Source organism: Aerococcus sp. Group 2 (assembly GCF_905125285.1).
Lineage (GTDB): Bacteria > Bacillota > Bacilli > Lactobacillales > Aerococcaceae > Aerococcus > Aerococcus urinae_E.
The window spans coordinates 66682-89313 of the sequence record NZ_CAJHPA010000005.1; the positions used below are offsets into that span (position 1 = coordinate 66682).

Annotated in this window: 21 protein-coding genes; 20 read left to right on the plus strand and 1 reads right to left on the minus strand. The window is 41.2% G+C overall.

Going from position 1 to position 22632, the window contains the following annotated elements; genetic code table 11:
- Positions 1-4: 4 nt before the first annotated feature.
- The 15 genes from ftsL (at position 5) to nox (ending at position 17586) form a co-directional block, all read left to right on the plus strand.
- Positions 5-415 carry a cell division protein FtsL gene (gene ftsL, locus JFU01_RS07335; RefSeq protein ID WP_013668707.1) on the plus strand — a complete coding sequence of 137 codons (411 nt, stop codon included), beginning with the start codon at positions 5-7 and terminating at the stop codon, positions 413-415.
- Positions 399-2555 (plus strand): penicillin-binding protein, encoded by a 2157-nt coding sequence (locus tag JFU01_RS07340; RefSeq protein WP_195856435.1) that lies wholly within the window; start codon positions 399-401, stop codon positions 2553-2555. Before ftsL ends, JFU01_RS07340 begins: the two co-directional genes overlap by 17 nt.
- A gap of 20 nt (positions 2556-2575) precedes the next feature.
- On the plus strand, positions 2576-3523 hold the full coding sequence (gene mraY, locus JFU01_RS07345; protein ID WP_195856436.1) for a phospho-N-acetylmuramoyl-pentapeptide-transferase: 948 nt from the start codon (positions 2576-2578) through the stop codon (positions 3521-3523).
- A 9-nt stretch (positions 3524-3532) separates the two neighbouring features.
- Positions 3533-4921: a UDP-N-acetylmuramoyl-L-alanine--D-glutamate ligase gene (murD, locus tag JFU01_RS07350; protein WP_195856437.1), complete on the plus strand. Its 1389-nt coding sequence runs from the start codon at positions 3533-3535 to the stop codon at positions 4919-4921.
- Between the two features lie 14 nt (positions 4922-4935).
- Positions 4936-6030: an undecaprenyldiphospho-muramoylpentapeptide beta-N-acetylglucosaminyltransferase gene (murG, locus tag JFU01_RS07355; protein ID WP_195856438.1), complete on the plus strand. Its 1095-nt coding sequence runs from the start codon at positions 4936-4938 to the stop codon at positions 6028-6030.
- Positions 6031-6041: 11 nt separating this feature from the next.
- Positions 6042-7298 carry a cell division protein FtsQ/DivIB gene (locus JFU01_RS07360; RefSeq protein ID WP_195856439.1) on the plus strand — a complete coding sequence of 419 codons (1257 nt, stop codon included), beginning with the start codon at positions 6042-6044 and terminating at the stop codon, positions 7296-7298.
- Positions 7299-7507: 209 nt separating this feature from the next.
- A complete protein-coding gene (gene ftsA / locus JFU01_RS07365) occupies positions 7508-8890 on the plus strand; it encodes a cell division protein FtsA (RefSeq protein ID WP_195856440.1) in 1383 nt (460 codons plus the stop codon).
- A gap of 32 nt (positions 8891-8922) precedes the next feature.
- Positions 8923-10212, plus strand: a complete 1290-nt coding sequence (gene ftsZ, locus JFU01_RS07370) for a cell division protein FtsZ (RefSeq protein WP_195856441.1) — start codon at positions 8923-8925, stop codon at positions 10210-10212.
- A gap of 4 nt (positions 10213-10216) precedes the next feature.
- Positions 10217-10885 (plus strand): YggS family pyridoxal phosphate-dependent enzyme, encoded by a 669-nt coding sequence (locus JFU01_RS07375; protein WP_195856442.1) that lies wholly within the window; start codon positions 10217-10219, stop codon positions 10883-10885.
- Between the two features lie 20 nt (positions 10886-10905).
- On the plus strand, positions 10906-11148 hold the full coding sequence (locus tag JFU01_RS07380) for a YggT family protein (RefSeq protein WP_013669306.1): 243 nt from the start codon (positions 10906-10908) through the stop codon (positions 11146-11148).
- 17 nt (positions 11149-11165) lie between these two features.
- Positions 11166-11951 carry a YlmH family RNA-binding protein gene (locus JFU01_RS07385; protein WP_195856443.1) on the plus strand — a complete coding sequence of 262 codons (786 nt, stop codon included), beginning with the start codon at positions 11166-11168 and terminating at the stop codon, positions 11949-11951.
- 13 nt (positions 11952-11964) lie between these two features.
- Complete coding sequence (locus tag JFU01_RS07390; protein ID WP_111821213.1) at positions 11965-12657, plus strand: DivIVA domain-containing protein; 693 nt, start codon at positions 11965-11967, stop codon at positions 12655-12657.
- Positions 12658-12976: 319 nt separating this feature from the next.
- Positions 12977-15760, plus strand: a complete 2784-nt coding sequence (gene ileS / locus JFU01_RS07395) for an isoleucine--tRNA ligase (RefSeq protein WP_195856444.1) — start codon at positions 12977-12979, stop codon at positions 15758-15760.
- A gap of 2 nt (positions 15761-15762) precedes the next feature.
- Entirely contained in the window at positions 15763-15966 is a 204-nt protein-coding gene (locus tag JFU01_RS07400; RefSeq protein ID WP_195856445.1) for a cold-shock protein, read from the plus strand.
- Positions 15967-16242: 276 nt separating this feature from the next.
- Positions 16243-17586, plus strand: coding sequence for a H2O-forming NADH oxidase (gene nox, locus JFU01_RS07405; protein WP_195856446.1), 1344 nt, complete (start codon positions 16243-16245; stop codon positions 17584-17586).
- An 85-nt stretch (positions 17587-17671) separates the two neighbouring features.
- Here nox and JFU01_RS07410 read toward each other — a convergent pair whose 3' ends face one another.
- On the minus strand, positions 17672-17917 hold the full coding sequence (locus tag JFU01_RS07410) for a GlsB/YeaQ/YmgE family stress response membrane protein (RefSeq protein ID WP_013669621.1): 246 nt from the start codon (positions 17915-17917) through the stop codon (positions 17672-17674).
- Positions 17918-18080: 163 nt separating this feature from the next.
- Here JFU01_RS07410 and JFU01_RS07415 point away from each other — a divergent pair, with 163 nt between their 5' ends.
- From JFU01_RS07415 to JFU01_RS07435, 5 genes are all read left to right on the plus strand, one after another.
- On the plus strand, positions 18081-18632 hold the full coding sequence (locus JFU01_RS07415) for an NUDIX hydrolase (protein WP_198434219.1): 552 nt from the start codon (positions 18081-18083) through the stop codon (positions 18630-18632).
- A 5-nt stretch (positions 18633-18637) separates the two neighbouring features.
- Positions 18638-19036 (plus strand): hypothetical protein, encoded by a 399-nt coding sequence (locus tag JFU01_RS07420; RefSeq protein ID WP_195856448.1) that lies wholly within the window; start codon positions 18638-18640, stop codon positions 19034-19036.
- A 9-nt stretch (positions 19037-19045) separates the two neighbouring features.
- On the plus strand, positions 19046-19741 hold the full coding sequence (locus JFU01_RS07425; RefSeq protein WP_070559228.1) for a 5'-methylthioadenosine/adenosylhomocysteine nucleosidase: 696 nt from the start codon (positions 19046-19048) through the stop codon (positions 19739-19741).
- Positions 19742-19994: 253 nt separating this feature from the next.
- Complete coding sequence (gene rpsD, locus JFU01_RS07430; protein ID WP_013669168.1) at positions 19995-20606, plus strand: 30S ribosomal protein S4; 612 nt, start codon at positions 19995-19997, stop codon at positions 20604-20606.
- 186 nt (positions 20607-20792) lie between these two features.
- Positions 20793-22514 carry a septation ring formation regulator EzrA gene (locus tag JFU01_RS07435; RefSeq protein ID WP_195856449.1) on the plus strand — a complete coding sequence of 574 codons (1722 nt, stop codon included), beginning with the start codon at positions 20793-20795 and terminating at the stop codon, positions 22512-22514.
- Positions 22515-22632 lie beyond the last annotated feature (118 nt).

The window sequence follows — 22632 nt, forward strand, 5'->3', positions numbered from 1 at the left end:
TAATGTGTCATCACCAGCACTTGAAAGAGAGAAAGCTAAACTTCAATATGCCCTGCCTAAGGAGGAAATTGATCATAGGTATAGTCATTCAGCAAAATCTTTAAATGGTCACTACCATGTGGAGACCTCTACTTTTTTTACGGGAAAAGATTTTTTGCTTTCAGCAGGAATGATTCTCTTTTTAATGGTGGCGATTTTTTGGCTGATTAATGCACGTTCATCAGTGGATGCTAAAAGACAAGAATTACAAAATGTGCAAAGAGAAACCCAGGCCTTAAAAACGGAAAAAGGTAATCTCCAACAAGAAGTTAATGAACTATCTAGTTATGAAAGAGTTATGCAGTATGCTAAGGACAACGGCTTGAAGCTAGAAGAAGAAAATATAAGGAATGTCACCAATGAAACATCAAAATAGCAAGCAAAACCGGTTACAATTTCTGCATATCATGATGCTTTTGGTTAGTTTTATTTTTGTCCTCTTTGTAGGGAGACTGGCTTATATCATGCTGGGTGGAGAAGTTGATGGGGTGGACTTAAGAGCAAGTGCACAGCAACAATATGGAAGAAGTAGTATTCAATTGGCTAAACGTGGAACCATCTATGATGTTGGTGGTAACGCGATAGCTACGGATGCTACTTCTTATAATTTATACGCTGTTTTAACCTCCGCTTGGGCTGATGAAGGCGCCGAACCCATCCATGTTCCTGATGATCAAAAAGAGCACACAGCAGAAGTTTTAAGTAAGCATATTGATATGTCAAAAGAAGACATCCTCAAACAATTAAACACGGAAAATGCCACCCAAATTGAATTTGGCCAAGCTGGGAAAAACCTTTCCTATGCGAAAATGCAAGAAATTCAAAATGAAAACCTGCAAGGGATCCACTTTGACCCCCAACCTTCCCGCCTATATCCCTCGGGAATCTTTGCCTCTCACGTGATTGGTTATGCCCAATTTCAAGAGGCAGAAAATCCCCTGGATAGTCGCCTCGTAGGACAATTAGGCTTAGAGAAGAGCTTAGACTCCCATCTGGCAGGAAAGAATGCTATCAAAGATTACCAGGCTGGCCATGACCAAGTCGCTGTCAATGACGCCAATAGTGATGATAATGAAGCGGCTAACAGTGAAGCTAAAGATGGCTTAGATGTCTACACGACCATTGATACTCGTTTACAAACCTACCTAGAGGGTTTGATGTCTAACATCTATGATAATTACCATCCCGAATCAATGACAGCCATGTTGGTTGAGCCTTCCACTGGGAATGTTCTGGCAGCCAGCCAACGACCGACTTTTAACATGCAAACCCGCAAAGGGATTGAAGATATGTGGACCAATCTTTTGGTTGGCGAAGCCTTTGAACCTGGGTCAGTCATTAAGGTCTTGACCATTGCTGCTGCTATCGAAGAAGGCGTTTTTGATCCTGATGCTACATACCAATCGGGGAGTATTATTGTGGATGGTATCCGCATTAGTGACTGGAATAAGGTCGGTTGGGGAACGATTACCCAGTTAGAAGGATTATCCCAATCATCTAACGTGCTTGTGGTAAAATTGGTTCAAGCCATGGGCTATGATACCTGGCATAAGTATATGGTGGAGTTTGGCTTAACTCAGAAACCTAATTCAGGTTTTTCTGATGAAATAGCGGGTTCGATGAATTATGATGAAGAACTCCAAAAGGCCAATACCGCTTTTGGACAAGGGATTCAAGTCACGCCTTGGGCCCTAATGCAAGCCTATACCGCAGTAGGTAACGGCGGCAAGATGATGAAATTACATGTGATTGACCGCCTAGAAAAAGAAGATGGCAGCATTGAAGTTGTCAAACCAGAAGTGATTTCCTCACCGATTTCTGAAGAAACCGCTCAAAAAACCCTGAAAGCCTTGGAGTCCATCGTCTATGCCCCAACTGGTACTGGTAAAATCTATGATGTTGAAGGTACCCGCCTAGCGGTTAAGACTGGGACAGCAGAAATTTTTGACGAAAAAGCGGGTCGTTACTTATCCGGTGAATCGAATTATTTACATTCAGTTGTCGGCTTTGCACCTTCCGATCATCCCCAATATATTTTATACTTAACCCTAAAGAAACCATCTCCTTCAGCAGGGAAGTTGGCCCAGGTACAGCTTTCAGAAATCTTTGTTCCCTTTATGAAACGGGCGATGGAATATGGGAAGTTAGACCAATCCGACCAAGCCCATTTAACAGCAGTGCCTAATGTGGTTAACAGCAGTATCCAAAATGGTCAGCAAACCATGCAGGGAAATGGCTTTGTCAACGTTGAGGTGATTGGTGACGGGGATAAGGTGATTGAACAATTTCCACAAGCGGGTACCAGACGGTCTTTAGATAATCGTGTTTATCTCTTAACTAATAGGCAAGTGGAAATGCCTAACTTCCTTGGCTTAGAAAAGACGGAAGCTATTACCTTAGCACGTTTGTTAGGAATTAATCTCAAAGTGAATGGTGAAGGTAAAGTGATCAGTCAAAATATTGAACCTGGTCGACCAATTTCTGATGGCCAGGGGCTTACTGTAGAATTACAATAATGAGAACGGGAGAATCATTTATGCTATTTACCTTTATATTGAGTTTTTTAATAACGGTTATCTTAATGCCGATCTTTATCCAATGGATGCATGCCAAACAATTTGGTCAAGAAATTTTAGCCATTGGTCCCAGCTGGCATAAGCAAAAAAGCGGTACACCTACTATGGGGGGCTTAGTTTTCCTCTTTGCTAGCTTGTTGGCCTTGACGGTTCACAAGCTTTGGAATCAATATTTTTCTCTTCCCTTGGTCATTTTAATGCTTTCCCTGATTCTTTTCGCTGGAATCGGTTTTGTTGATGACTTCTTGAAAATTTTCAAAAAACAAAATGAAGGCCTTACATCGAAGCAAAAATTTCTATCTCAACTTATGGCCTCGGCCGTTCTGATTCTGGCCATGTATTTTTCGGGCTTAAACTTTTCCTTACCGCTTCCCTTTGGCTTTAGTACCTCCTCATTTTTAGTGGTCTTTATTTTTGCGGTTTTTTGGATCACCGGTTTTTCAAATGCTTTCAACCTCACCGATGGGATTGACGGTTTAGCCAGTGGTAACGGAATTATTAGCTTAACTGCCTATCTCATTATCTTTTTAAAACAAGGGCAGATGGACCTGGCGCTTTTCAATGTTGCCTTGATTGCTTCTTTGTTTGGTTTTCTAATCTTTAATATGAAAACTGCTAAAGTCTTTATGGGTGACGCTGGTTCATTGGCAATTGGCGCTAGCTTAGCGGTGATTAGCCTAATGAGTGGAAATCCTTGGAGTTTACTAGTTTTCGGTTTTATTTACGTCGTGGAAACGGCTAGTGTCATGATTCAAGTCACTTATTTCAAAAAGACTGGTAAGCGAATCTTTAAAATGACCCCCATCCACCACCATTTTGAAATGGAAGGTTGGAGTGAATGGAAAATTGACTTTGTTTTATGGGGCATTGCTGCAGCTTTAAGTGTTATCGGAATTTTTATTTTTTAGGAGTATATTATGGAGCAAACATCTAGTAAGCAAACAGTAAAGAATAAAAAGGTTTTGGTCTTAGGTTTGGCCAAAACGGGTCTGAGTGTGGTTAAGAAACTCGCTGCCGAAGGTGCGATTGTGACTGTCAATGATAAACAGCCCCTAGATGAGAATAAAGCCGCCCAAGATCTCATTGAGCACAACGTTCGTATTATTTCTGGCTATCATCCTATTGAACTCCTAGATGAGGACTTTGCTTTTATGGTCAAAAATCCTGGCATTCCTTACAGTAATCCGATGGTTCAAAGAGCCCAAGAGTTGAATTTACCGATTTATACCGATATCGAACTTCTAGCCTGGTTTAACCAAGCGGAGGTCATTGGCATTACCGGTTCAAATGGTAAGACAACCACCACCTCTTTATTGGGAGAGATCCTACAAGGCGCTAAGGAATTAACCGGAAAAACGGAAGTAGCCGGTAATATAGGCATTCCAGCCTTAACCGCCAGCCAAGGGTTAAGTTCTCAAGACCGCTTAGTGTTAGAATTGTCCAGTTTTCAATTAATGGGAATTGAAACTTTTCGTCCTCATATTGCAGCCATTATTGACCTCTACCCCACCCACTTAGACTACCATGGTTCCATTGAGAATTACCTCGCTGCTAAATGGCGGATTACTAAGAACCAAGGACCGGACGATTACTTACTATTAAACTATGACCAAGAAATCCTTTGGCATAAGGCTAAGGAAAGTTCTGCCCAAGTTATTCCGATTTCTATAGAAAGTGAGTTGGAAAAAGGGGCATGGTATAATGAAAAAGAAGGGACCCTAATGTGGGGGAGTGAGACGGTCCTAAAACGAGAAGACCTCTTCTTACCTGGTAAACACAATGTTCAGAATGCCTTAGTCGCTCTTGCCATCGCTAAATTATTAGGCGTAAGCAATGCAAGTATCCAAGCAGCTTGTTCACAATTCCATGGGGTCAAACACCGGATTCAATTTGTTGATCAAATAAAAGAACGCCGCTTTTACAATGATTCTAAGGCGACCAATAACGAAGCCAGCATCACTGCCTTACGCAGCTTCAAAGAGCCCTTGGTATGGATAGCTGGTGGCTTGGATCGGGGAAATGGTGTGGATGAGCTATTAAAAGAGCTAGGTCAGGTGCATGCCCTAGTAGCTATGGGAGAAACCCAGGATAAATTTATCGATCTCGCTAATAAGGCAGGAATTTCTCAAATTAGTGTCGCTAAAAATATTGAAGAGGCGACCCAAGTCGCTTACCGTTTAAGCCAGCCAGGAGATGTGATTCTTTTATCCCCTGCCTGTGCTTCTTGGGACCAATACCCTAATTTTGAAGTGCGTGGTCAACGCTTTATCGATGCAGTAGCAGAATTAAAGAAACAGGAAAGCTAAAAAGGAGTTTTACTATGCGAATCGTTTTATCTGGTGGTGGTACAGGCGGACATATTTATCCAGCCTTAGCACTGAGGAAAGAAATTTTAAAGCAATACCCCCAAGCGGAATTCCTCTATATTGGAACAGAAAAGGGGCTTGAAGGAAAAATTGTTCCTGATTTGGGCATTGACTTTCAGACGATTAGAATCCAGGGGCTAAAACGTTCACTTTCCTTTGACAATGTGCGCACGCTAGCCTACATGGTCAAAAGTATTCATCAATGTAAAAAATATTTAAAAGCTTTCCAACCAGATGTGGTGATTGGAACAGGTGGCTATGTTTGTGCACCGGTTCTTTACCAAGCCGCTAAGATGAAAATTCCAACGATTATTCATGAACAAAATAGTGTTGCTGGGGTCACCAATAAGTTTCTCAGTCGCTATGTTGATAAAATTTGTATTTGCTATCCTGAGGTCAAGCAAGATTTTAAACATCACAAAAATAAGGTGGTCTTTACGGGAAACCCTAGGGCCCAAGAATTAGCTGGAGATAGTTCTCAAGTTGATTTAGAGAGCTTTCAATTAGATAATGACCTGCCGACAGTGCTTATCTTTGGCGGAAGCCGGGGGGCACAACGGATCAATGAAGTGGTTTTGGACATGGTGGGTGAACTACAACACCGGTCCTATCAAAGTATCATTGCTACTGGAGATATTTACTATGAGGATTGGCAGGCTCGTTTTCCTAATATGGAGAATTTTTCCAATGTTAGAATCCTGCCGTATATCAATAATATGCCTGAACTTATGCGTAAGGTAGACTTAGTTGTTTGTCGGAGTGGAGCAACGACGCTCACCGAACTGACGGCAGTCGGTACACCAAGTATCTTGATCCCTAGTCCTAATGTAACCAATAACCACCAACAACATAACGCTGAAAGCTTGGTCAACAACCAAGCTGCCAAAATGATCCTAGAAAAAGACCTCAGCCCTAAACGGTTACTGCAAACTATTGATGAACTAATGACTAATCCGGGTAATCGCATCCAAATGAGTCACCAAGCGAAAAACTTAGGCGTACCTGATGCTAGTGATCGGATTATTCAAGTTATTAAAGATCTGCTTTAAAGGAGGTTACTATGGTTGATTGGGATAAGGAAGCCCAACGCTTTCGTCAACGGCGTCAAGAGGCCGAGAAGCAGGAAGAATTGGCTTCAAGTGAAGGGCAAGCCGATGAGTCCAGTGATGACCCTGGACTAAGTCAAACGCATCCGCAAAAACACTTAGGGCTAGAAGATAAGCAACAAGTCCTGCCAAATGAAGAAGAGGCAAAGGGCGAAAATTTTGCTAAAGATCAAGAGCAAAAGCACAAAAAGACTTTTAATCATAGAAAATATATCAATTGGACCTATTTATCCCGGTCAAAGAACAAAAAAGTGCAGTTAAAATCAGTCTCATGGTCACGATTGATTTTAGCTGCTGCTTTCCTTTTTATGATTATTTTTAGTGTCTTTTGGCTTTCACCACTTAACCGTATCGCTGCAATTGAAGTAAGTGGGAATAATATTGTCCCCCAAGAGCAGATTCTCTATGGATCAGGCTTACGGGAAAATATGACCTATCTAGGGATTGAATCAAAAACCGGGGTGGTGGATAACCGCTTAAAACAATTGTTCCCCAGCGTCCGCAGTGTTCAGCTGAATGCTAAGGGAAATCGAACGGTCGAAGTTAATGTCCAAGAATTCCGCGCCATTGGCTATGTGAAGAAACAAGATTTTTATTACCCGGTTTTGGAAAATCATATTATTCTTGATGGGGCTATTCCTTATCTTGACCAGGATATTCCCCTCTTTACTGGTTTTGAAGACCAAGAACTTCTTCACCTGGCCAACCAACTTTCCAAATTGTCTGATGACTTACTGGCTAAGATTAATGAAGTTGTGAATATTAGCGATGATAATTACCCTAACCACATTGCTTTAAAAATGGAAGATGGCAATATCGTGGTAGGTTTTATCGATAGTATTGCTGACCGGATGCAGTACTATGACCAAATTGTTAGTGAATTAGAAGGAAAAACCGGGGTAATTAATATGGAGGTAGGGAGCTATTTCCAAGAAAAGAATCCCCTCAACGATCCCTTTGTAAGCCCTGAAGAAAGGTCTTCCTACCAAGAAAAAGTAGACCAGGCAAAGGAAAAGTCTAAAGAAAAGCAGGCAAAGACTGATAAGCATAGCAGCGAGTCTAAGCCTAAGCCTAGAGGAGAGCAAAGCGGAGCAAGTGGGGAAGGCACTTCTTCACAAAGGCAAACGAGTAGTCAGTCCAACCTTAGACCCGGCACTAATTCGAGCCAGCAGTCATCAACAGTGACTCAGACTAGGTCAAGTAATTCTTAAAATTTATCTATTAAATTGGATTGAAAAAACGGACTTGTCTCTTATACAATGATTAAAAACAATTAATAGTCCTATTTGCTGGCCAAGTGGTAGAAGTAAAAAGGCCGATTACTAACAAATTCGTTTCGTCTTAATAGGATTTATGTTAAAATTAATTGCGATATAGTCATATCTAATACTTATAGAATTAAATAGGAGGTTTCAATCATATGGTTCAACCCAAAACATATGTAGGATTAGACATTGGAACCACTTCCGTCAAAGTCGTTGTTGCCGAAAATGTTAATCAACGTTTAAATATTATCGGTGTTGGTAGTCAACGCTCTGAAGGCCTAAGCCGAGGAGTAATTGTTGATATTGATAAAACCGTCGAAGCGATTAGAAGTGCAGTAAACCAAGCCGAACAGAAAGCTAACATACAAATTGATCGAGTGGTTGTCGGCGTTCCAAGTAATCAAATTAATATTGAACCTTGTTACGGAATGATTGCCGTTTCAGGAGAAAATCGAGAAATCACCGACAAGGACGTCTACAATGTCTTATCAGCAGCTAAAGTGAGAGCTGTACCCCCAGAGAGAGAAATTATTTCAGTTGTTCCTGAAGAATTTATCGTTGATGGTTTTGATGGCATTCGCGACCCACGTGGTATGATTGGCGTACGTTTAGAATTATACGCCAGCATGATTACCGGTCCCAAAACCATCATTCACAACATTAAACGTTGTGTCGATAAAGCTGGTCTCATTGTTGATGACCTAGTTGTTCAACCCTTGGCCAATGGTCAAGTGGCCTTATCGGAAGATGAACGCGATTTTGGAACTATTATCATTGACATGGGCGGCGGGCAATCTACAGCCAGTGTGATTCATGAAGGTCAATTAAAATTCTCTTATGTTGATCAAGAAGGTGGAGAATATGTTTCAAAAGATATTTCCACCATACTCAATACGACTTTAGAAAATGCTGAACGTATTAAATTAGAATATGGCTACGCAAAATCAGACGTTACCAGTCCTGATGAATATTTCCCAGTTGAAACGATCGGGAAAAAAGACCCTGTTCGTGTTGATGAACAGTATCTTGCAGAAATTATTGAAGCACGTTTACAACAAATATTTGAAACGCTAAAGAAAGCCCTAGACCAAGTGGAAGCCTTTGAACTTCCTGGAGGAGTTGTGATCACCGGAGGAGCCGCTTCCTTACCAGGTTTAGTTGATTTGGCTGAGGAAATGTTTGGCACGGATGTTAGGTTCTATATTCCTGAACAAGTTGGCCTAAGAAATCCAAGCTTTACAACAGCATATGGCGTTGTGGCTTATGCAGCTAAGCTACCAGATATTTATCATGTTGCTCAAGGAAAGACCCATTCTGTAAACAGTAATCAAAGTAAACCAAGTTACCAAGCTTCCAATCAAGCCCTTCATCAAGAGGCAGTTGTGGATGAACCAACTTATAAGGATTCTGTAACGAATGATGAGCGTGATGTTTATACAACAGCTGAAGATGCTGGTCAAGAGTATCAAGATGACAACCAAGAAGATGAAGGATTCTTACAAAAAATACGTCAAGTTTTTGATGATATGTTTAGTTAAGAGGGAATTGCTTATAAATAGGAGGATTAACTATGGATTTAGAATTTGATAATACTGCAGAATACAACAATAACGCTAATATCAAGGTCATTGGTGTTGGTGGTGGGGGTAACAATGCTGTTAACCGCATGATCGATGAAGGTGTTAAGGGTGTTGAATTTATTGTTGCTAATACTGATACCCAAGCCCTTGCTAACTCTAAAGCAGATGCAAAGATTCACTTAGGCCCTAAAGTGACCCGTGGCCTTGGTGCTGGGGCCCAACCAGAAGTAGGGCAAAAAGCCGCTGAAGAAAGTGAAGACCAAATTCGCGAAGCACTAGAAGGTGCTGATTTAATCTTCATTACCGCTGGCATGGGTGGTGGTACTGGTACCGGTGCTGCTCCAATTGTTGCTCGTATTGCTAAGGAAGACTTGGGTGCCTTAACCGTTGGGGTAGTTACCCGTCCATTTACCTTTGAAGGCCCTAAACGTGGTCGTGCAGCTGCAGAAGGTATTGCCAACATGAAGGAATATGTGGATACCTTAGTGACCATTTCTAACAACCGTTTATTAGAAATTGTTGATAAGAAAACCCCAATGCGGGAAGCCTTTGGTGAAGCGGACAATGTCTTACGCCAAGGGGTACAAGGAATTTCTGACTTGATTACCTCACCCGGCTATGTGAACTTGGACTTTGCTGACGTGCGTACCGTGATGCAAGACCAAGGGACAGCCTTAATGGGCATTGGTACAGCAAGCGGGGAAAACCGTACCGCTGAAGCAACCAAGAAGGCTATTTCTTCACCATTATTGGAAGTATCCATTGATGGGGCTGAACAAATTCTCTTGAATATTTCTGGTGGGGAAGACCTAACCTTATTTGAAGCCCAAGACGCTGCTGAAATCGTTGGTGCAGCTTCTTCTAGCGAAGTGAATATCATTTTTGGTACCACTATCAATGATCGTTTAGATGACGAAGTGGTGGTAACCGTTATTGCTACCGGGATTGATCCTGAACGTCGCCAAGAAAAACAACGTAAGGCAAAAAAGCAACGTCCCGTTAGCCAACCTACACCAAATTATCAAGATCAAGCCTTTCAAAACCAAGGACAAGCCAGAAATTTGGGGAACCGTCCCGAATACTTTGAAGAAAAACAAGTTCCAAATAACCAAGCTTTCCAAAACCGCCAAGGGCAAGTAAGCCAAGAGCCTTGGAATGATTCAGGACGTAATTATGGTGGCCAAGACCCACGCTACCAACAAGACAACCGCTTTACTGATAACGTTAGTGAAGATGATGAGTTAGATACACCACCATTCTTTAGAAAGCGTCGTCGTTAAGATCATGACGATTCAAGCGAATGTAAAACAAATTGAAGGTATCATAGAGGATACTAAGCAATCAGCGTGTTCTTCAAACAAGGTCACGCTGATTTGCGTTTCTAAATATCATAGTCCTGAAGAGGCCATGGCAGTATACCATTGTGGCATCCGTCACTTTGCAGAAAATTATGTCCAAGGCTTATTAGCTAAAAAAGCAGCTATGCCGGATGATGTGATTTGGCATTTAATCGGGCCCTTGCAGTCACGGAAGGTCAAAGAGGTTATTAATGAAATCGACTATTACCATGCCTTAGACCGTATAAAGATAGCTAAAGAGATCGACAAGCGGGCGGCTAAAGAGGTTAAATGTTTTGTTGAAGTGAATATCTCTGGAGAAACTACTAAACATGGTCTAACAAAGGAAGAGACCCTTCCCTTCATCGAACAATTAGCTGAATTTAAGAAAATCAAGGTAGTTGGTCTGATGACCATGGCTCCGAGTGCCGCCAGTGACTCAGAAGTTCAAGAAATTTTTAGACAATTGGCAAGCTTGCGTGACCAAGTTGCTGACCAGCAATGGATGCACGCCCCTTGCACCGAGCTTAGCATGGGAATGAGCCAAGACTATCCACTTGCCATTAAAGAAGGGGCCAGCTTTATTCGAGTAGGGTCAGCTTTCTTCAAAGACTAGCCAAAAAGGTAGGAATGTTAATGATTAATTTTATTCAAAATGTATTGCAAATATATATTTCTGTTATCATCGTTTGGGCACTTTTATCCTGGTTGCCAGGCGCAAGACAAAGTCGCTTGGGCCAATTATTGGACCGGATCGTCAGACCCTATATTGACTGGTTCGAACGGATAATCCCACCGATCGGCGGCATTAGTTTTAGCCCTATTGTAGCCATCTTAGTCTTAGAATTAGCCATTAGTGGCTTAAATGTTTTACGTTAGAAGGACTGTTATTTGAGATGACCGATTCGACTTTGATGCATTTCTTGCCGAGTGAGGCGGATTTTGTTGACCAGGTGATTAATTGGAAAAACCGAGTGACTGCATCTTTTCAACCCTTTTTAAGCCACTTTTTGGATCCTAGAGAGCAGGCCATTGTTTATTCCATCATTGGTAAGGATGAAGACCTAAAGGTTAAAGATTTTGGCGGTTATCCTCAAGCTGAAATGCGCCGGATGATCATTGCCCCTCGCTATGAGAAGGTCAATGACAGTGATTTTAACATTAGCCTGATTCAGATTAATTATGCCGCCAAGTTCAACCATATTGAACATCGCCAAGTCTTAGGAACTTTACTGGGAGAAGGTTTACAAAGAAATCGAATTGGCGATATTATTCACTCTGACTTGGACTGGCAATTTTTTATTGATGCTTCCTTAACCGGCTTTGTCACCAGCCAAATTCAGCGCATTGGGAAAGTGAGTGTTAAATTAGAAGCCATCGATTTTGCTGATCGGATCCAAGTGGAAGACCCTTGGCAGCCTTTGGAAAGATCACTAGCCTCTTTTCGCATGGACCTGGTTTTAAGCGAGGGCTTTAACTTGTCGCGGTCAAAGGTAAAATCAGCTATTGAAGCTGGCTTAGTGAAATACAATTGGATGCCCTTAACCAATAGTGCTCAAACAGTGTCTGAAGGAGATATTTTATCGCTTAGACATCATGGTCGGCTGCGCTTAGACAAGGTGCTAAAGGTCAGCAAAAAGGGCAAGTATCGGGTACAATTAAGTCGTTTAGAAAATCGCTAGGAGGTTACTTTCGATGCAAGCTAAACAAGTGAGAGAAAAAACATTTAATAGCAAAATGCGGGGTTATGATAAAAAAGAGGTCGACGCTTATCTCAAAGAGCTTTCCATGGTCATGGATAATTTGGAGACCAATAACCAATATTTGCAACAAGAATTATACGATGTCAATAACCAACTCGATGAATATCGTGAACGAGAAGCCTCAGTCAATCGGTCTATAGTAGTTGCCCAACAAGCCGCTGACCGGGTGCGCGCGGATAGCTTGAATGAGGCTGATCTTATTATTCAAAAAGCCGAATCGGAAGCCCAAAAACTCCTACAAACGGCAGCAGATAAAGCCAATACCATTGTTAAAGAGAAATCACGGCTCAGGGAAATGTCGCGCTACTACATCTTCCAAATGCAAGGCTTGATTAATAATGCCAAAGAAGTTTTAGATGATCCGCAATGGCAGGAACTCTTTAGTGATCAAGAAGAAGAAAAAGTGGAGACACCGGTATTGGACGAAGTCCTAGCTGGGGAGAACTTCCAGGTACGCAACCAGGAAGCTGACCAACTCTACCAAGAAGCTTTGGATGAGGCTAAGCATAAACAAGCACAAAAAGAATTTTTTGACCAAGCTTCTGGAGACCAACCAGCCCAAATGCCTGAGGAGGCACAAAAACTATTTGATGAAGAAGCGGAGAAACTGGATAGCGATAATTAGAACAGAGCAAATGGGCGCTATTTTGAAGTTGAAAATTTAGCATTTCTTGCGTATAATTGATTGCAATAAGATTTACAACAGAACACGGTTTAAGGTACTTTAGTGTGAGCGAGTCTATGTGGGGTGTGAGATAGATGATTAAAGCCTTAGATTATCATCTGTTGACCTGTTTAGCTGAACATGTAGAGTAAGCTGGGCCGTTAGTTGCGTTAAGACTTTAAGGCAGATCTTTATCTGTAAAATTGGGTGGTACCACGAGCACACATCGTCCCTTTGGGCGGTGTGTTTTTTTATTTTAATGAGAGGGAGCAATTGATTTATGAAAATGAAAGATACTTTAAACTTAGGAAAAACTAAGTTTCCTATGCGGGGAAATTTACCCAAAAAAGAACCAGAACGCCAAAAAGAATGGGAAGAAAATCAGGTTTATGAAAGACGTTTGAGTCAGAATAAGGACAATCAACCCTTTGTTCTCCATGATGGCCCTCCTTATGCTAATGGGAATATTCATATTGGTCATGCTTTAAATAAGATTACCAAGGACATCATTATCCGTTCTAAAAGCATGCAGGGCTACTATAGCCCCTATGTGCCAGGCTGGGATACCCATGGCCTACCGATTGAACAAGCAGTGACTAATTCAGGGGTAGACCGTAAGTCATTGTCGACAGCTGAATTTCGTCAGATCTGTCAAGATTATGCCAGCCAACAAATCGATAGCCAACGTCAAGATTTCAAACGACTAGGGGGACAAGGTGATTGGGAAGATCCCTATATTACCTATACTAAAAAGTTTGAAGCCCAAGAAATTCGTGTTTTTGGTGAAATGGCTAAGAAGGGCTTAATTTATCGGGGGAATAAACCGGTCTATTGGTCACCTTCAAGTGAATCGACCTTAGCTGAGGCGGAAATTGAATATAAAGACGTGGAAACCCCAAGTATCTATGCTGCCTTCAAGGCCAAGGATACTAAGGGTAAATTACCAGAGGATACTGAATTTATTATCTGGACCACTACACCATGGACCTTGCCTGCTAGTGAAGCTATTGCAGTTCATCCACAAATCGAATACAGTTTAGTGGCAGTCAATGGTCATCACTATGTCGTTGCTAGCGAATTGCTAGAAAGTTTAGCAGAAAAATTCCAATGGACTGATTATCAAGTTGAAGATAGAGTCTTAGGTCAAGACCTGGAATTGATGAAGGCCAACCACCCATTCTATGACCGCGAATTACTACTCATCCTGGGGGACCATGTGACCACTGAATCAGGTACTGGTTTAGTTCATACGGCGCCTGGTCATGGGGAAGATGACTACTATGTCGGGGTTAAATATGGCTTAGATGTCTTATCCCCTGTGGATGACCAAGGCTGCTTTACTGAAGAAGCAGAAGGCTTGGAGGGGATCTTCTACGAAGAAGGGAATGACTTAGTCATTGATAAAATGACTAAAAATGGTACCTTATTAAAGGTAGAATACTTTGTCCATAGCTATCCCCATGACTGGCGGACCAAGAAACCAGTTATTTTTAGAGCCCTCCCTCAATGGTTCTGTTCAGTAGATAAAATCCGTGAAAAGACCCTAGATGTTATCAATAATGAAGTGACTTGGTGGCATCCTTCTGGTCAACACCGGATCTATAACATGATTCGCGACCGGGGTGACTGGGTCATTTCTAGACAAAGGGTTTGGGGAGTCCCACTACCTATTTTCTATGCAGAAGACGGCACACCAATCATTAGCGAAGAAACGATCGATCATGTGGCTAAGCTCTTCGAAGAACATGGGTCAAATATTTGGTTTGAAAAAGAAGCTAAAGACTTACTCCCTGAAGGCTACCAAAATGAGCACTCACCAAATGGAGAATTCACCAAGGAAAATGACATTATGGACGTTTGGTTTGACTCAGGCTCATCTTGGGCTGGGGTTTTACAAACGCGAGATGAACTTTCCTATCCAGCAGACATGTATCTGGAAGGGTCTGACCAATACCGTGGTTGGTTTAACTCTAGTCTCTTAACCTCTGTTGCCGTTAATGACCATACCCCTTATAAGGAAGTCGTTTCCCAAGGTTTTGTTAACGATGGGGAAGGGCGTAAAATGAGTAAGTCATTAGGAAATACTGTGTCGCCTAATGATGTCTGTGACCAACGTGGGGCAGATATTTTGCGCCTCTGGGTGGCTTCAGTAGATTCCCGCTATGATGTCCGCATTTCTGATGATATCCTGGGTCAAGTGGCTGAGTCCTACCGGAAGATTCGGAATACCTTGCGCTTTACCCTAGGTAATCTCTTTGATTTCGACGCTAAGGAAAATTATGTAGCTTATGAGGAACTTGACAGTATTGACCAATATATTTTGGTCCTACTTAATGAATTAGTCGACCATGTCATTGACTACTACAATCACTATGATTTCAACAGTATTTACCAAGAAATCATTAATTTCCTCACCCAAGTCATGTCTAGTTTCTATTTGGATTATTCCAAGGATGTTACTTATATTCTCTTAGCCGATGATCCTAAACGTCGCAACATGCAAACGGTAATGTACGAAGTATTGAAGAAAATGACTATTTTACTGACACCAATTATTCCTCATACCACGGAAGAAATTTGGTCCTACATGGGTGAAGCTGAGGACTATGTCCAATTAGCAGACTTCCCACAAGTAGAAGACTATAGCAATGCTGAAGCATTAAAAGCAAAATGGGAAAAATTCTTCAACTTTAGAGGTGACGTTAACCATAGCTTAGAAAGCGCCCGTAACGAAAAAGTGATCGGTAAGTCCCTAGAAGCCAAAGTTATTGTTTATGCTAATGAAGATAGTCGCCAATTCTTGGAAAGCATTGGGGAAGACCTAAAAACTTATCTGATTGTTTCCCAGTTAGAAATTAAAGACTATCAAGAAGCAGGTGACCAAGCTGCCGATTACGAGGACTATGCCATTGCTATTGTTCCAGCTGAGGGTAAGGTATGTGACCGTTGCCGGGGCGTCTATCCTTCAGTAGGTAGTGTTGAAGGGGCAGAAAATCTTTGCCAACGCTGTGCTGATATCGTCCTTAAACACTTTCCTGAAGCACTAGTCAAAGAGGAAGATTAGTCATGTACCAAGGAATTTTAAAGTCATACGACGAAAAACGTGGCTATGGTTTTATTCAAGTCCTTCATCCTTATTTTGAAAAAGAAGTTTTTATCCACCGGACTGCCTTACAGGCAGCTGACTATGAAAAAATGCAGGTCAATGATCTTCTAGCTTTTGAAATTGCTTGGGGACAAAAAGGCCCTCAAGCGGTGAACGTTCAATAAATAAATAAGCTATTCCAATCAGATTCCTATCCTGATTGGGGTAGCTTTTTTTATTTGTCTAATCCATAGAAGAGGAGTAAATAAAAACAAAGAAGGAAAGTGAAAAGGTAATTCAGCTATAAAATAAACAATAATTGTATCTAGTTAGTGAAAATAAATACAAATTGTGTCTTTTTTCCTTGATTTTACGCTAATTTGCTAATATAAATAGCGCTTACATGACTTCGTGATATAATAAACATGTAGAAAATAGTACAAAATTTAGGAGGTAGCAAAATGAAATTTGTAATTGTTGGTACAAACCATGCTGGGATTGCAGCGGCAAATACTATTTTAGATAATTATGGAGAAGGCAATGAATTAGTCATGCTTGACCGTAACTCAAACTTAAGTTATTTAGGCTGCGGGACTGCCTTATGGGTAGGTCGCCAAATCGATGGCTATGAAGGACTTTTCTATACTAAACCAGAAGATTTTGAAGCCAAAGGTGCTAAAATTTCTTTGGAAACTAATGTGGAAAAGGTTGATTTTGATAAGAAGGTCGTTTATGCCAAAACAAAAGACGGGCAAGAAATTGAAGAATCTTATGACAAGTTAATTCTTGCTGAAGGGTCTGCACCAATTGCTCCTAACTTACCAGGTAAAGACTTAGATGGCATTCACTTCCTCAAGCTCTTCCAAGAAGGCCAAGCGGTTGACCAAGAACTCAGCAAGGAAGGTGTAGATACCGTAGCCGTTATTGGTGCCGGTTATATTGGAGTAGAAATTGCTGAAGCAGCAAGACGTCGTGGTAAGAATGTATTATTATTCGATGCTGAAGATACTTGTTTGGCTTCCTACTATGACAAAGAGTTCTCCCAATTAATGGATGAAAACCTTAAAGAAAACGGGATTGAGACCCATTACGGTGAATTCGCCCAAGAATATTTAGGTGAAAATGGACGGGTCACCGGACTAAAAACCGATAAAGGCCAATATGAAGTGGATGCTGTGATTAACTGTATCGGCTTTAGACCTAATTCAAACCTTGGTGAAGACCACCTGGAACGTTTCGGTAATGGCGCTTATTTAGTTAACCGTGGTTTCCAAACCTCTGACCCAGATGTTTATGCTGTGGGCGACTGTGCAACCAACTATTCCAATGCTTTGCAAGATACTACCTATATTGCTTTAGCAAGTAATGCAGTTCGTGCCGGAATCGTTGGTGCCCATAATGCAGCAGGGACTGCCATTGATGGCGCTGGCGTCCAAGGCTCTAACGGAATTGAAATCTTTGACTTGAAATTAGTTTCCACCGGTTTAAGTGTTAAGGCTGCGAAAAAAGCCGATATTCCAGTGAAATATGTTGACTATGAAGACTTACAATTACCAGGTTTTATGCCAGAAGAAAAGAATGAAAAGGTAAAAATTCGGATTGTCTATACTGAAGAAGGTAACCGGATCGTAGGTGCCCAATTAGCTTCTCATTACGATATGCACCAATTAATCCACATGTTCTCCCTAGCAATCCAAGAAGGATTAACCATGGATAAATTACAACTCCTAGATATCTTCTTCTTGCCTCACTATAACCAACCTTATAACTATGTCACAATGGCAGCTTTAAGCGCTGATAAATAGCAGCCATTAAGAAAAACCAAAAGCCCTGAGTCACTGATTAAATTCTAATCAAGTGACTCAGGGCCTTTTTTTAATTGATAATTAATTAGCCTAGCTTCTTAGCCAGCCAGTAATAGATGAGCAAAATAATAATGGCACCTAGTAGGGTAGGAATAATGTAAAAACCACCGATTTCTGGACCGAAGCCAGACATTAATTTTCCACCTAGCCAGGAACCGAGAATACCTGCGATTACATTTCCAATCACTCCACCGGGAACGTCTCTACCAATGATGGCACCAGCGATTGCACCAAGTACACCACCAACAATGAGGGACCAAATCCAACCCATAGTGATTACCTCCTTTATTTTTGTCTGTTTATATTCTAGTTGAAAAAGGCGCTTTTAACAAATAATATGTAAGTTCTGCTTAAGAATAAGAGACCTTGACCCATTCTGAGAGATTTTTGTTACAATAAAAAAGAATTTAATTGCAAAGAAAAGGGGTAGCCTCATGGAATTCGGTGAAAAAACACTCCGTAAAGAAACGATTTACCAAGGAAGTTTGATTGAAGTTGAAAAGCACGTGGTGGAATTACAAAATAAAGAAAAAGCCAATCGCGAAATCATCCACCATGCCCCCGCAGTGGCGATTTTAGCTATTAATGATGATAAATTATTACTAGTCAAGCAATACCGTAAAGCTATTGAAAAGGCAATTTTAGAAATTCCGGCCGGCTTAGTCGATCCTGGAGAAGACCTTTTAACTGCTGCCAAGCGTGAACTCGAAGAGGAAACTGCCTTTCAAGCTGAAAACTGGCAAGCCCTGGATAAATTTTATGTCTCACCGGGCTACTTAGATGAAAAGCTTCAAATTTATCACGCTTCCAGCTTGGCTAAAGTCGCTCATCCTAAAGCCCAAGACGCGGATGAACATATTGAAGTTTTTCAATTAAGTTTCGAAGAAGTACAAGCGGCTATTGAAAAAGGAGATATCTGTGACATGAAGACCATTTATGCCGTCAAGCAATGGGAGATTATCAAATTACGAGGTGAAACGAAGTAATCATTATGAAGCAAAAGGATCCTTTAATTACCCGACGCTCTTATCGGAAGGCCCGGGAAAAGAACAACCGCAAGAATATCTGGCGGCGCCTCTTCAAACAAGAGGATGAGTTTGATGACCAAGATGAAGTGGATAATGAATCTCGCCCAACGCCCTCAGTCAATCAATCTGAAGCAACTAGTGATCAGGAGGGCGAGGAAGTTTCTGCGACCATTCAAGAGGAAGATGTAGATCTAGAAGCGGCAAAGCCAGGCAGTGAGTCAGCAGACCTTGACGAAGCGAACTCAAACGAAAGCGTAAGAACTGTTAAGCAGTGGCCTTCGATTGACCGCTTCCTCAATTGGGGTATCATTATTTTAATTTTAGCCATCATAGTCGTTACTGCTATTGCATTTTTTGTATAGGAGAGAAGAATGAAAATTGCTATTATCGCGGCCTTGAGTCGGGAAGTGAATTATTATATTGAAACTATTGACCATTTAGAAGAAAAGACCATCGCCGATATGACCTATTGGCTAGGCAGCTATCAGGGCAAGGACTTAGTGATCGCCCAATCCGGTGTGGGTAAGGTTAATGCGGCCTTGGCTACGACTGTCGTTGCTTTGGAAGATCCAGATGTGATTATTAATACCGGTTCAGCTGGAGCGATTGATCCTAGTTTAAAGATTGGGGACATTGTCTTGGCGGAATATGCCATCTATAACGATGTCGATGCGACTGCGTTTGATAATGTCTTAGGCCAAGTGGATGGGATGCCGGTTAACTACCCAACCGACCCTCAATGGCGTTCAGCTTTTTATCAGTATTATTCTGAACATGCTAGCCAAGCTAACATTAAAGTTGGACCGATTGTTTCTGGAGATTCCTTTATTGCTAGCCAAGACAAGGTGGCTTGGATTCAAGAGCACTTTCCCGGAGCCATGTGTACCGAGATGGAAGGCACGGCGATTGGCCAAGTGGCTTATCGTTTTAAGATTCCTTTTGTCATTATCCGGGCCATCTCAGATACCGCTAACCATGATGCTAATATAACTTTTGAAGAGTTTATTGAAAAAGTGGGTCGTCAAAGCGCCCAAGCTACGCTGGACTTTATAGCAAAACTTCAATAAGTCTGCTTAGGAAGAAGGATCAGAAAAATATCGGCAAATAAATTGACAGCAGGGTAGATGTTTAGTACACTATTGGTTGTGTAAAATAATGCAGCAGAGTTGAAGCAAGCTCGTCAATAGTTCGCCCACGAATGGTGTAGTGAGTACCTGCGGCTGCATAGGGGAAAGCCTTGGATGAACTACACGAATGCGATCAATTCCATAATTATTTTACTCCAATACTAATTATTTTAAAAAATGGAGGAAACAATTTATGTCACGTTATACAGGACCAAGCTGGAAGAAATCACGCCGTTATGGGATTTCATTATCCGGAACTGGTAAAGAATTAGCTCGTCGCCCTTACGCTCCTGGTCAACATGGACCTAACCAACGTCGTAAGAGCTTATCTGAATATGGTCTTCAATTACAAGAAAAACAAAAATTACGTTTTATCTATGGTTTAACTGAAAAACAATTCCATAATCTATACAACCGTGCTGAAAAGATTAAAGAAGGTACTGTGGGTACCAACTTCATGACCCTTTTAGAACAACGTTTAGATAACATGGTTTACCGTTTAGGTTTAGCTTCTACTCGTCGCCAAGCACGTCAATTAGTTTCCCATGGACATATCACAGTTGATGGCAAACGTGTTGATATTCCTTCTTACATTGTTGAAGTAGGACAAGTTATCGGCGTTCGTGAAAAATCTAAGAACTTACAAGTGATTAAAGATTCTGTTGAAGGTTTATACGGCCATGTTCCTTATGTTGAATTTGATGCTGATAAACTAGAAGGCTCATTATCACGCTTACCAGAACGCGATGAAATGAACCAAGAAATTGACGAATCACTCGTTGTTGAATACTACAACCAAGTTTAATCCGCTTTTAGAAAAGTCTGTTACAGTTTGTGTAACAGACTTTTATTGTATAAGGGGAGTAGACTCTTGTCTGTTGAATACTTTAGCCATTGCCCTGAGGCCAGTGTGGACTAAGTCCTAACTTTAGCGTATAATGTTTATTATTAGGTATAAAAGCGTCTTTTTAGCAATAGAGGGGGGAAGACAGTGGGATTTATAATTGCTCTAATCATCATCATTGTGATTATTTTGATTGGTTATGGCCTACTCTACTACTTAGGTCGCAAGCAAAGCAAAACCAACCTAGAACTTGATGAGAAGAAACAGGAAATCATGGCCATTCCTGTTGCAGATAAACTCTACACTATCCGTAATAAAAATGTGAGTGGAAACACACGCCGGCTATTTGAGGCTGAACAAGCCAAGTGGCAAACCATTAAACAGTATAAGTTGCCTGAAATTGAAGCGGCACTGGTGCAGGCCCAGGCAGATGCTGATAAATTTTCGCTGATTAAGTCTAGAAAAACGGCCGAAGAAACCGAAAAGTTGATTTATGATACTTTGCAAGATGTTCAAAATATCAATCAATCCTTAGAAGAACTTTTAGCTAGCGAGTCAAAAAATGAAGCTTATTTTCAAGAGGTTAATGACCGCTATGCCAAAATAAGGAAACAACTCCTTGCCCATGGTTATGCCTATGGGGATTCACAAGAAACTTTGGAAAAACATCTTTCTTATATTGAATTGGACTTTACCAAATACAATACCTTAATGAGCGATGCCGACTATTTAGCCGCTCATGATGTTTTAGACCAAACTAAGGAAGATATCGAAGCCTTAGAAGCGATGATGGAAGAAATTCCTAAGCTATTGGATAAGATTGATAATGAATATGAAGAACAACTTGAAGACCTTAAATCAGGCTATTCGCAAATGCTAGCTATGGACTTCCAATTCCCTTCTGGTGTGCGGGTTGATGAAGAAATTCAACAGGTAGAAAAGGGCATCGAGCAATGCTATGCAGCCTTAGCTGAATGCGATTTAAGTGAAACATCTTCCTTAATGAGCGCAACTGAAGCTCAAATTGACCGCAGCTATGAATTAATGGAAGTTGAATTACGGGCTAAGGAATATATTGAGAAAAACCAAGGTAACCTTGAACAAAGAATTAACCAAGTCCGCCAAAGTAATCGCTATGGATCACTAGAAATTGACCGGGTGTCCCAAAATTATCTGCTCCATGATAATGAACTGGGCAAGTTACAGGACTACGCCGATCAAATTGACCGCATCCACGAAGAAGTGGATACCGTTAACCAACGTCTAGGAGCCCATGTCATTGCCTATACCGACATGCAGAGCGTTTATAAAGATAAATATGAACAGCTTAATGAAATTGATAAGGCCCAATCCCATATTGTGGGGTCCTTAGCCAATCTCCGGCAAAAAGAACGCGATGCCCGTGACATGCTTTACACTTTCGACTTAGATATGCGTAACATGAAACGTCGGGTTAATCAGTATCATTTACCGGGACTTCCTGATGCTTACCTAGATCGTTATTTTGCTACTGAAGATAAAGTTGAAGAACTCGAGCGCAAAATGAATCGGGTCAAACTGGATATGGATGAAATTGACCAGCTCGTCAATGAAGTTTCCGAAGCGATTGAGCGCCTGGATTTAGAAACGGAAAATATGATTGACCAAGCCTTATTGACCGAACAGACCGTTCAATATGCTAACCGCTACCGGGCCAACCATCCTGAACTGAATCAAGCCATCGAAAAATCTTCTTATTACTTTAATCAAACTTTCGATTATAAAAAGGCCCATCAGACTATTAGTCAAGCTGTTGACCAATTAGAGTCAGGGGCTTCTAATAAAGTCGAGAACCAATATCGTCAAGAGAAAGAAGAGCGTTTATATTAAATATTAATAGGGACTCATTGACCAGTCTCTATACAAGGAAAGTGCTTCAATCAATTGGATAGCTATTGATTTGATGCACTTTTGCTTTTTATCCATTGAGTGAATGACTAGCAGTCAC

What these genes read in the sequence shown, in the direction of transcription:
- JFU01_RS07380 (WP_013669306.1), top strand. Translation starts at nt 10,906, where the DNA reads ATGATTAATTTTATTCAAAATGTATTGCAAATATATATTTCTGTTATC.
- mraY (WP_195856436.1), top strand. Translation starts at nt 2,576, where the DNA reads ATGCTATTTACCTTTATATTGAGTTTTTTAATAACGGTTATCTTAATG.
- JFU01_RS07375 (WP_195856442.1), top strand. Translation starts at nt 10,217, where the DNA reads ATGACGATTCAAGCGAATGTAAAACAAATTGAAGGTATCATAGAGGAT.
- JFU01_RS07340 (WP_195856435.1), top strand. Translation starts at nt 399, where the DNA reads ATGAAACATCAAAATAGCAAGCAAAACCGGTTACAATTTCTGCATATC.
- JFU01_RS07385 (WP_195856443.1), top strand. Translation starts at nt 11,166, where the DNA reads ATGACCGATTCGACTTTGATGCATTTCTTGCCGAGTGAGGCGGATTTT.
- murG (WP_195856438.1), top strand. Translation starts at nt 4,936, where the DNA reads ATGCGAATCGTTTTATCTGGTGGTGGTACAGGCGGACATATTTATCCA.
- ileS (WP_195856444.1), top strand. Translation starts at nt 12,977, where the DNA reads ATGAAAATGAAAGATACTTTAAACTTAGGAAAAACTAAGTTTCCTATG.
- JFU01_RS07410 (WP_013669621.1), bottom strand. Translation starts at nt 17,917, where the DNA reads ATGGGTTGGATTTGGTCCCTCATTGTTGGTGGTGTACTTGGTGCAATC.
- JFU01_RS07390 (WP_111821213.1), top strand. Translation starts at nt 11,965, where the DNA reads ATGCAAGCTAAACAAGTGAGAGAAAAAACATTTAATAGCAAAATGCGG.
- JFU01_RS07420 (WP_195856448.1), top strand. Translation starts at nt 18,638, where the DNA reads ATGAAGCAAAAGGATCCTTTAATTACCCGACGCTCTTATCGGAAGGCC.
- JFU01_RS07360 (WP_195856439.1), top strand. Translation starts at nt 6,042, where the DNA reads ATGGTTGATTGGGATAAGGAAGCCCAACGCTTTCGTCAACGGCGTCAA.
- JFU01_RS07415 (WP_198434219.1), top strand. Translation starts at nt 18,081, where the DNA reads ATGGAATTCGGTGAAAAAACACTCCGTAAAGAAACGATTTACCAAGGA.
- nox (WP_195856446.1), top strand. Translation starts at nt 16,243, where the DNA reads ATGAAATTTGTAATTGTTGGTACAAACCATGCTGGGATTGCAGCGGCA.
- murD (WP_195856437.1), top strand. Translation starts at nt 3,533, where the DNA reads ATGGAGCAAACATCTAGTAAGCAAACAGTAAAGAATAAAAAGGTTTTG.
- rpsD (WP_013669168.1), top strand. Translation starts at nt 19,995, where the DNA reads ATGTCACGTTATACAGGACCAAGCTGGAAGAAATCACGCCGTTATGGG.
- JFU01_RS07400 (WP_195856445.1), top strand. Translation starts at nt 15,763, where the DNA reads ATGTACCAAGGAATTTTAAAGTCATACGACGAAAAACGTGGCTATGGT.
- ftsZ (WP_195856441.1), top strand. Translation starts at nt 8,923, where the DNA reads ATGGATTTAGAATTTGATAATACTGCAGAATACAACAATAACGCTAAT.
- JFU01_RS07425 (WP_070559228.1), top strand. Translation starts at nt 19,046, where the DNA reads ATGAAAATTGCTATTATCGCGGCCTTGAGTCGGGAAGTGAATTATTAT.
- ftsA (WP_195856440.1), top strand. Translation starts at nt 7,508, where the DNA reads ATGGTTCAACCCAAAACATATGTAGGATTAGACATTGGAACCACTTCC.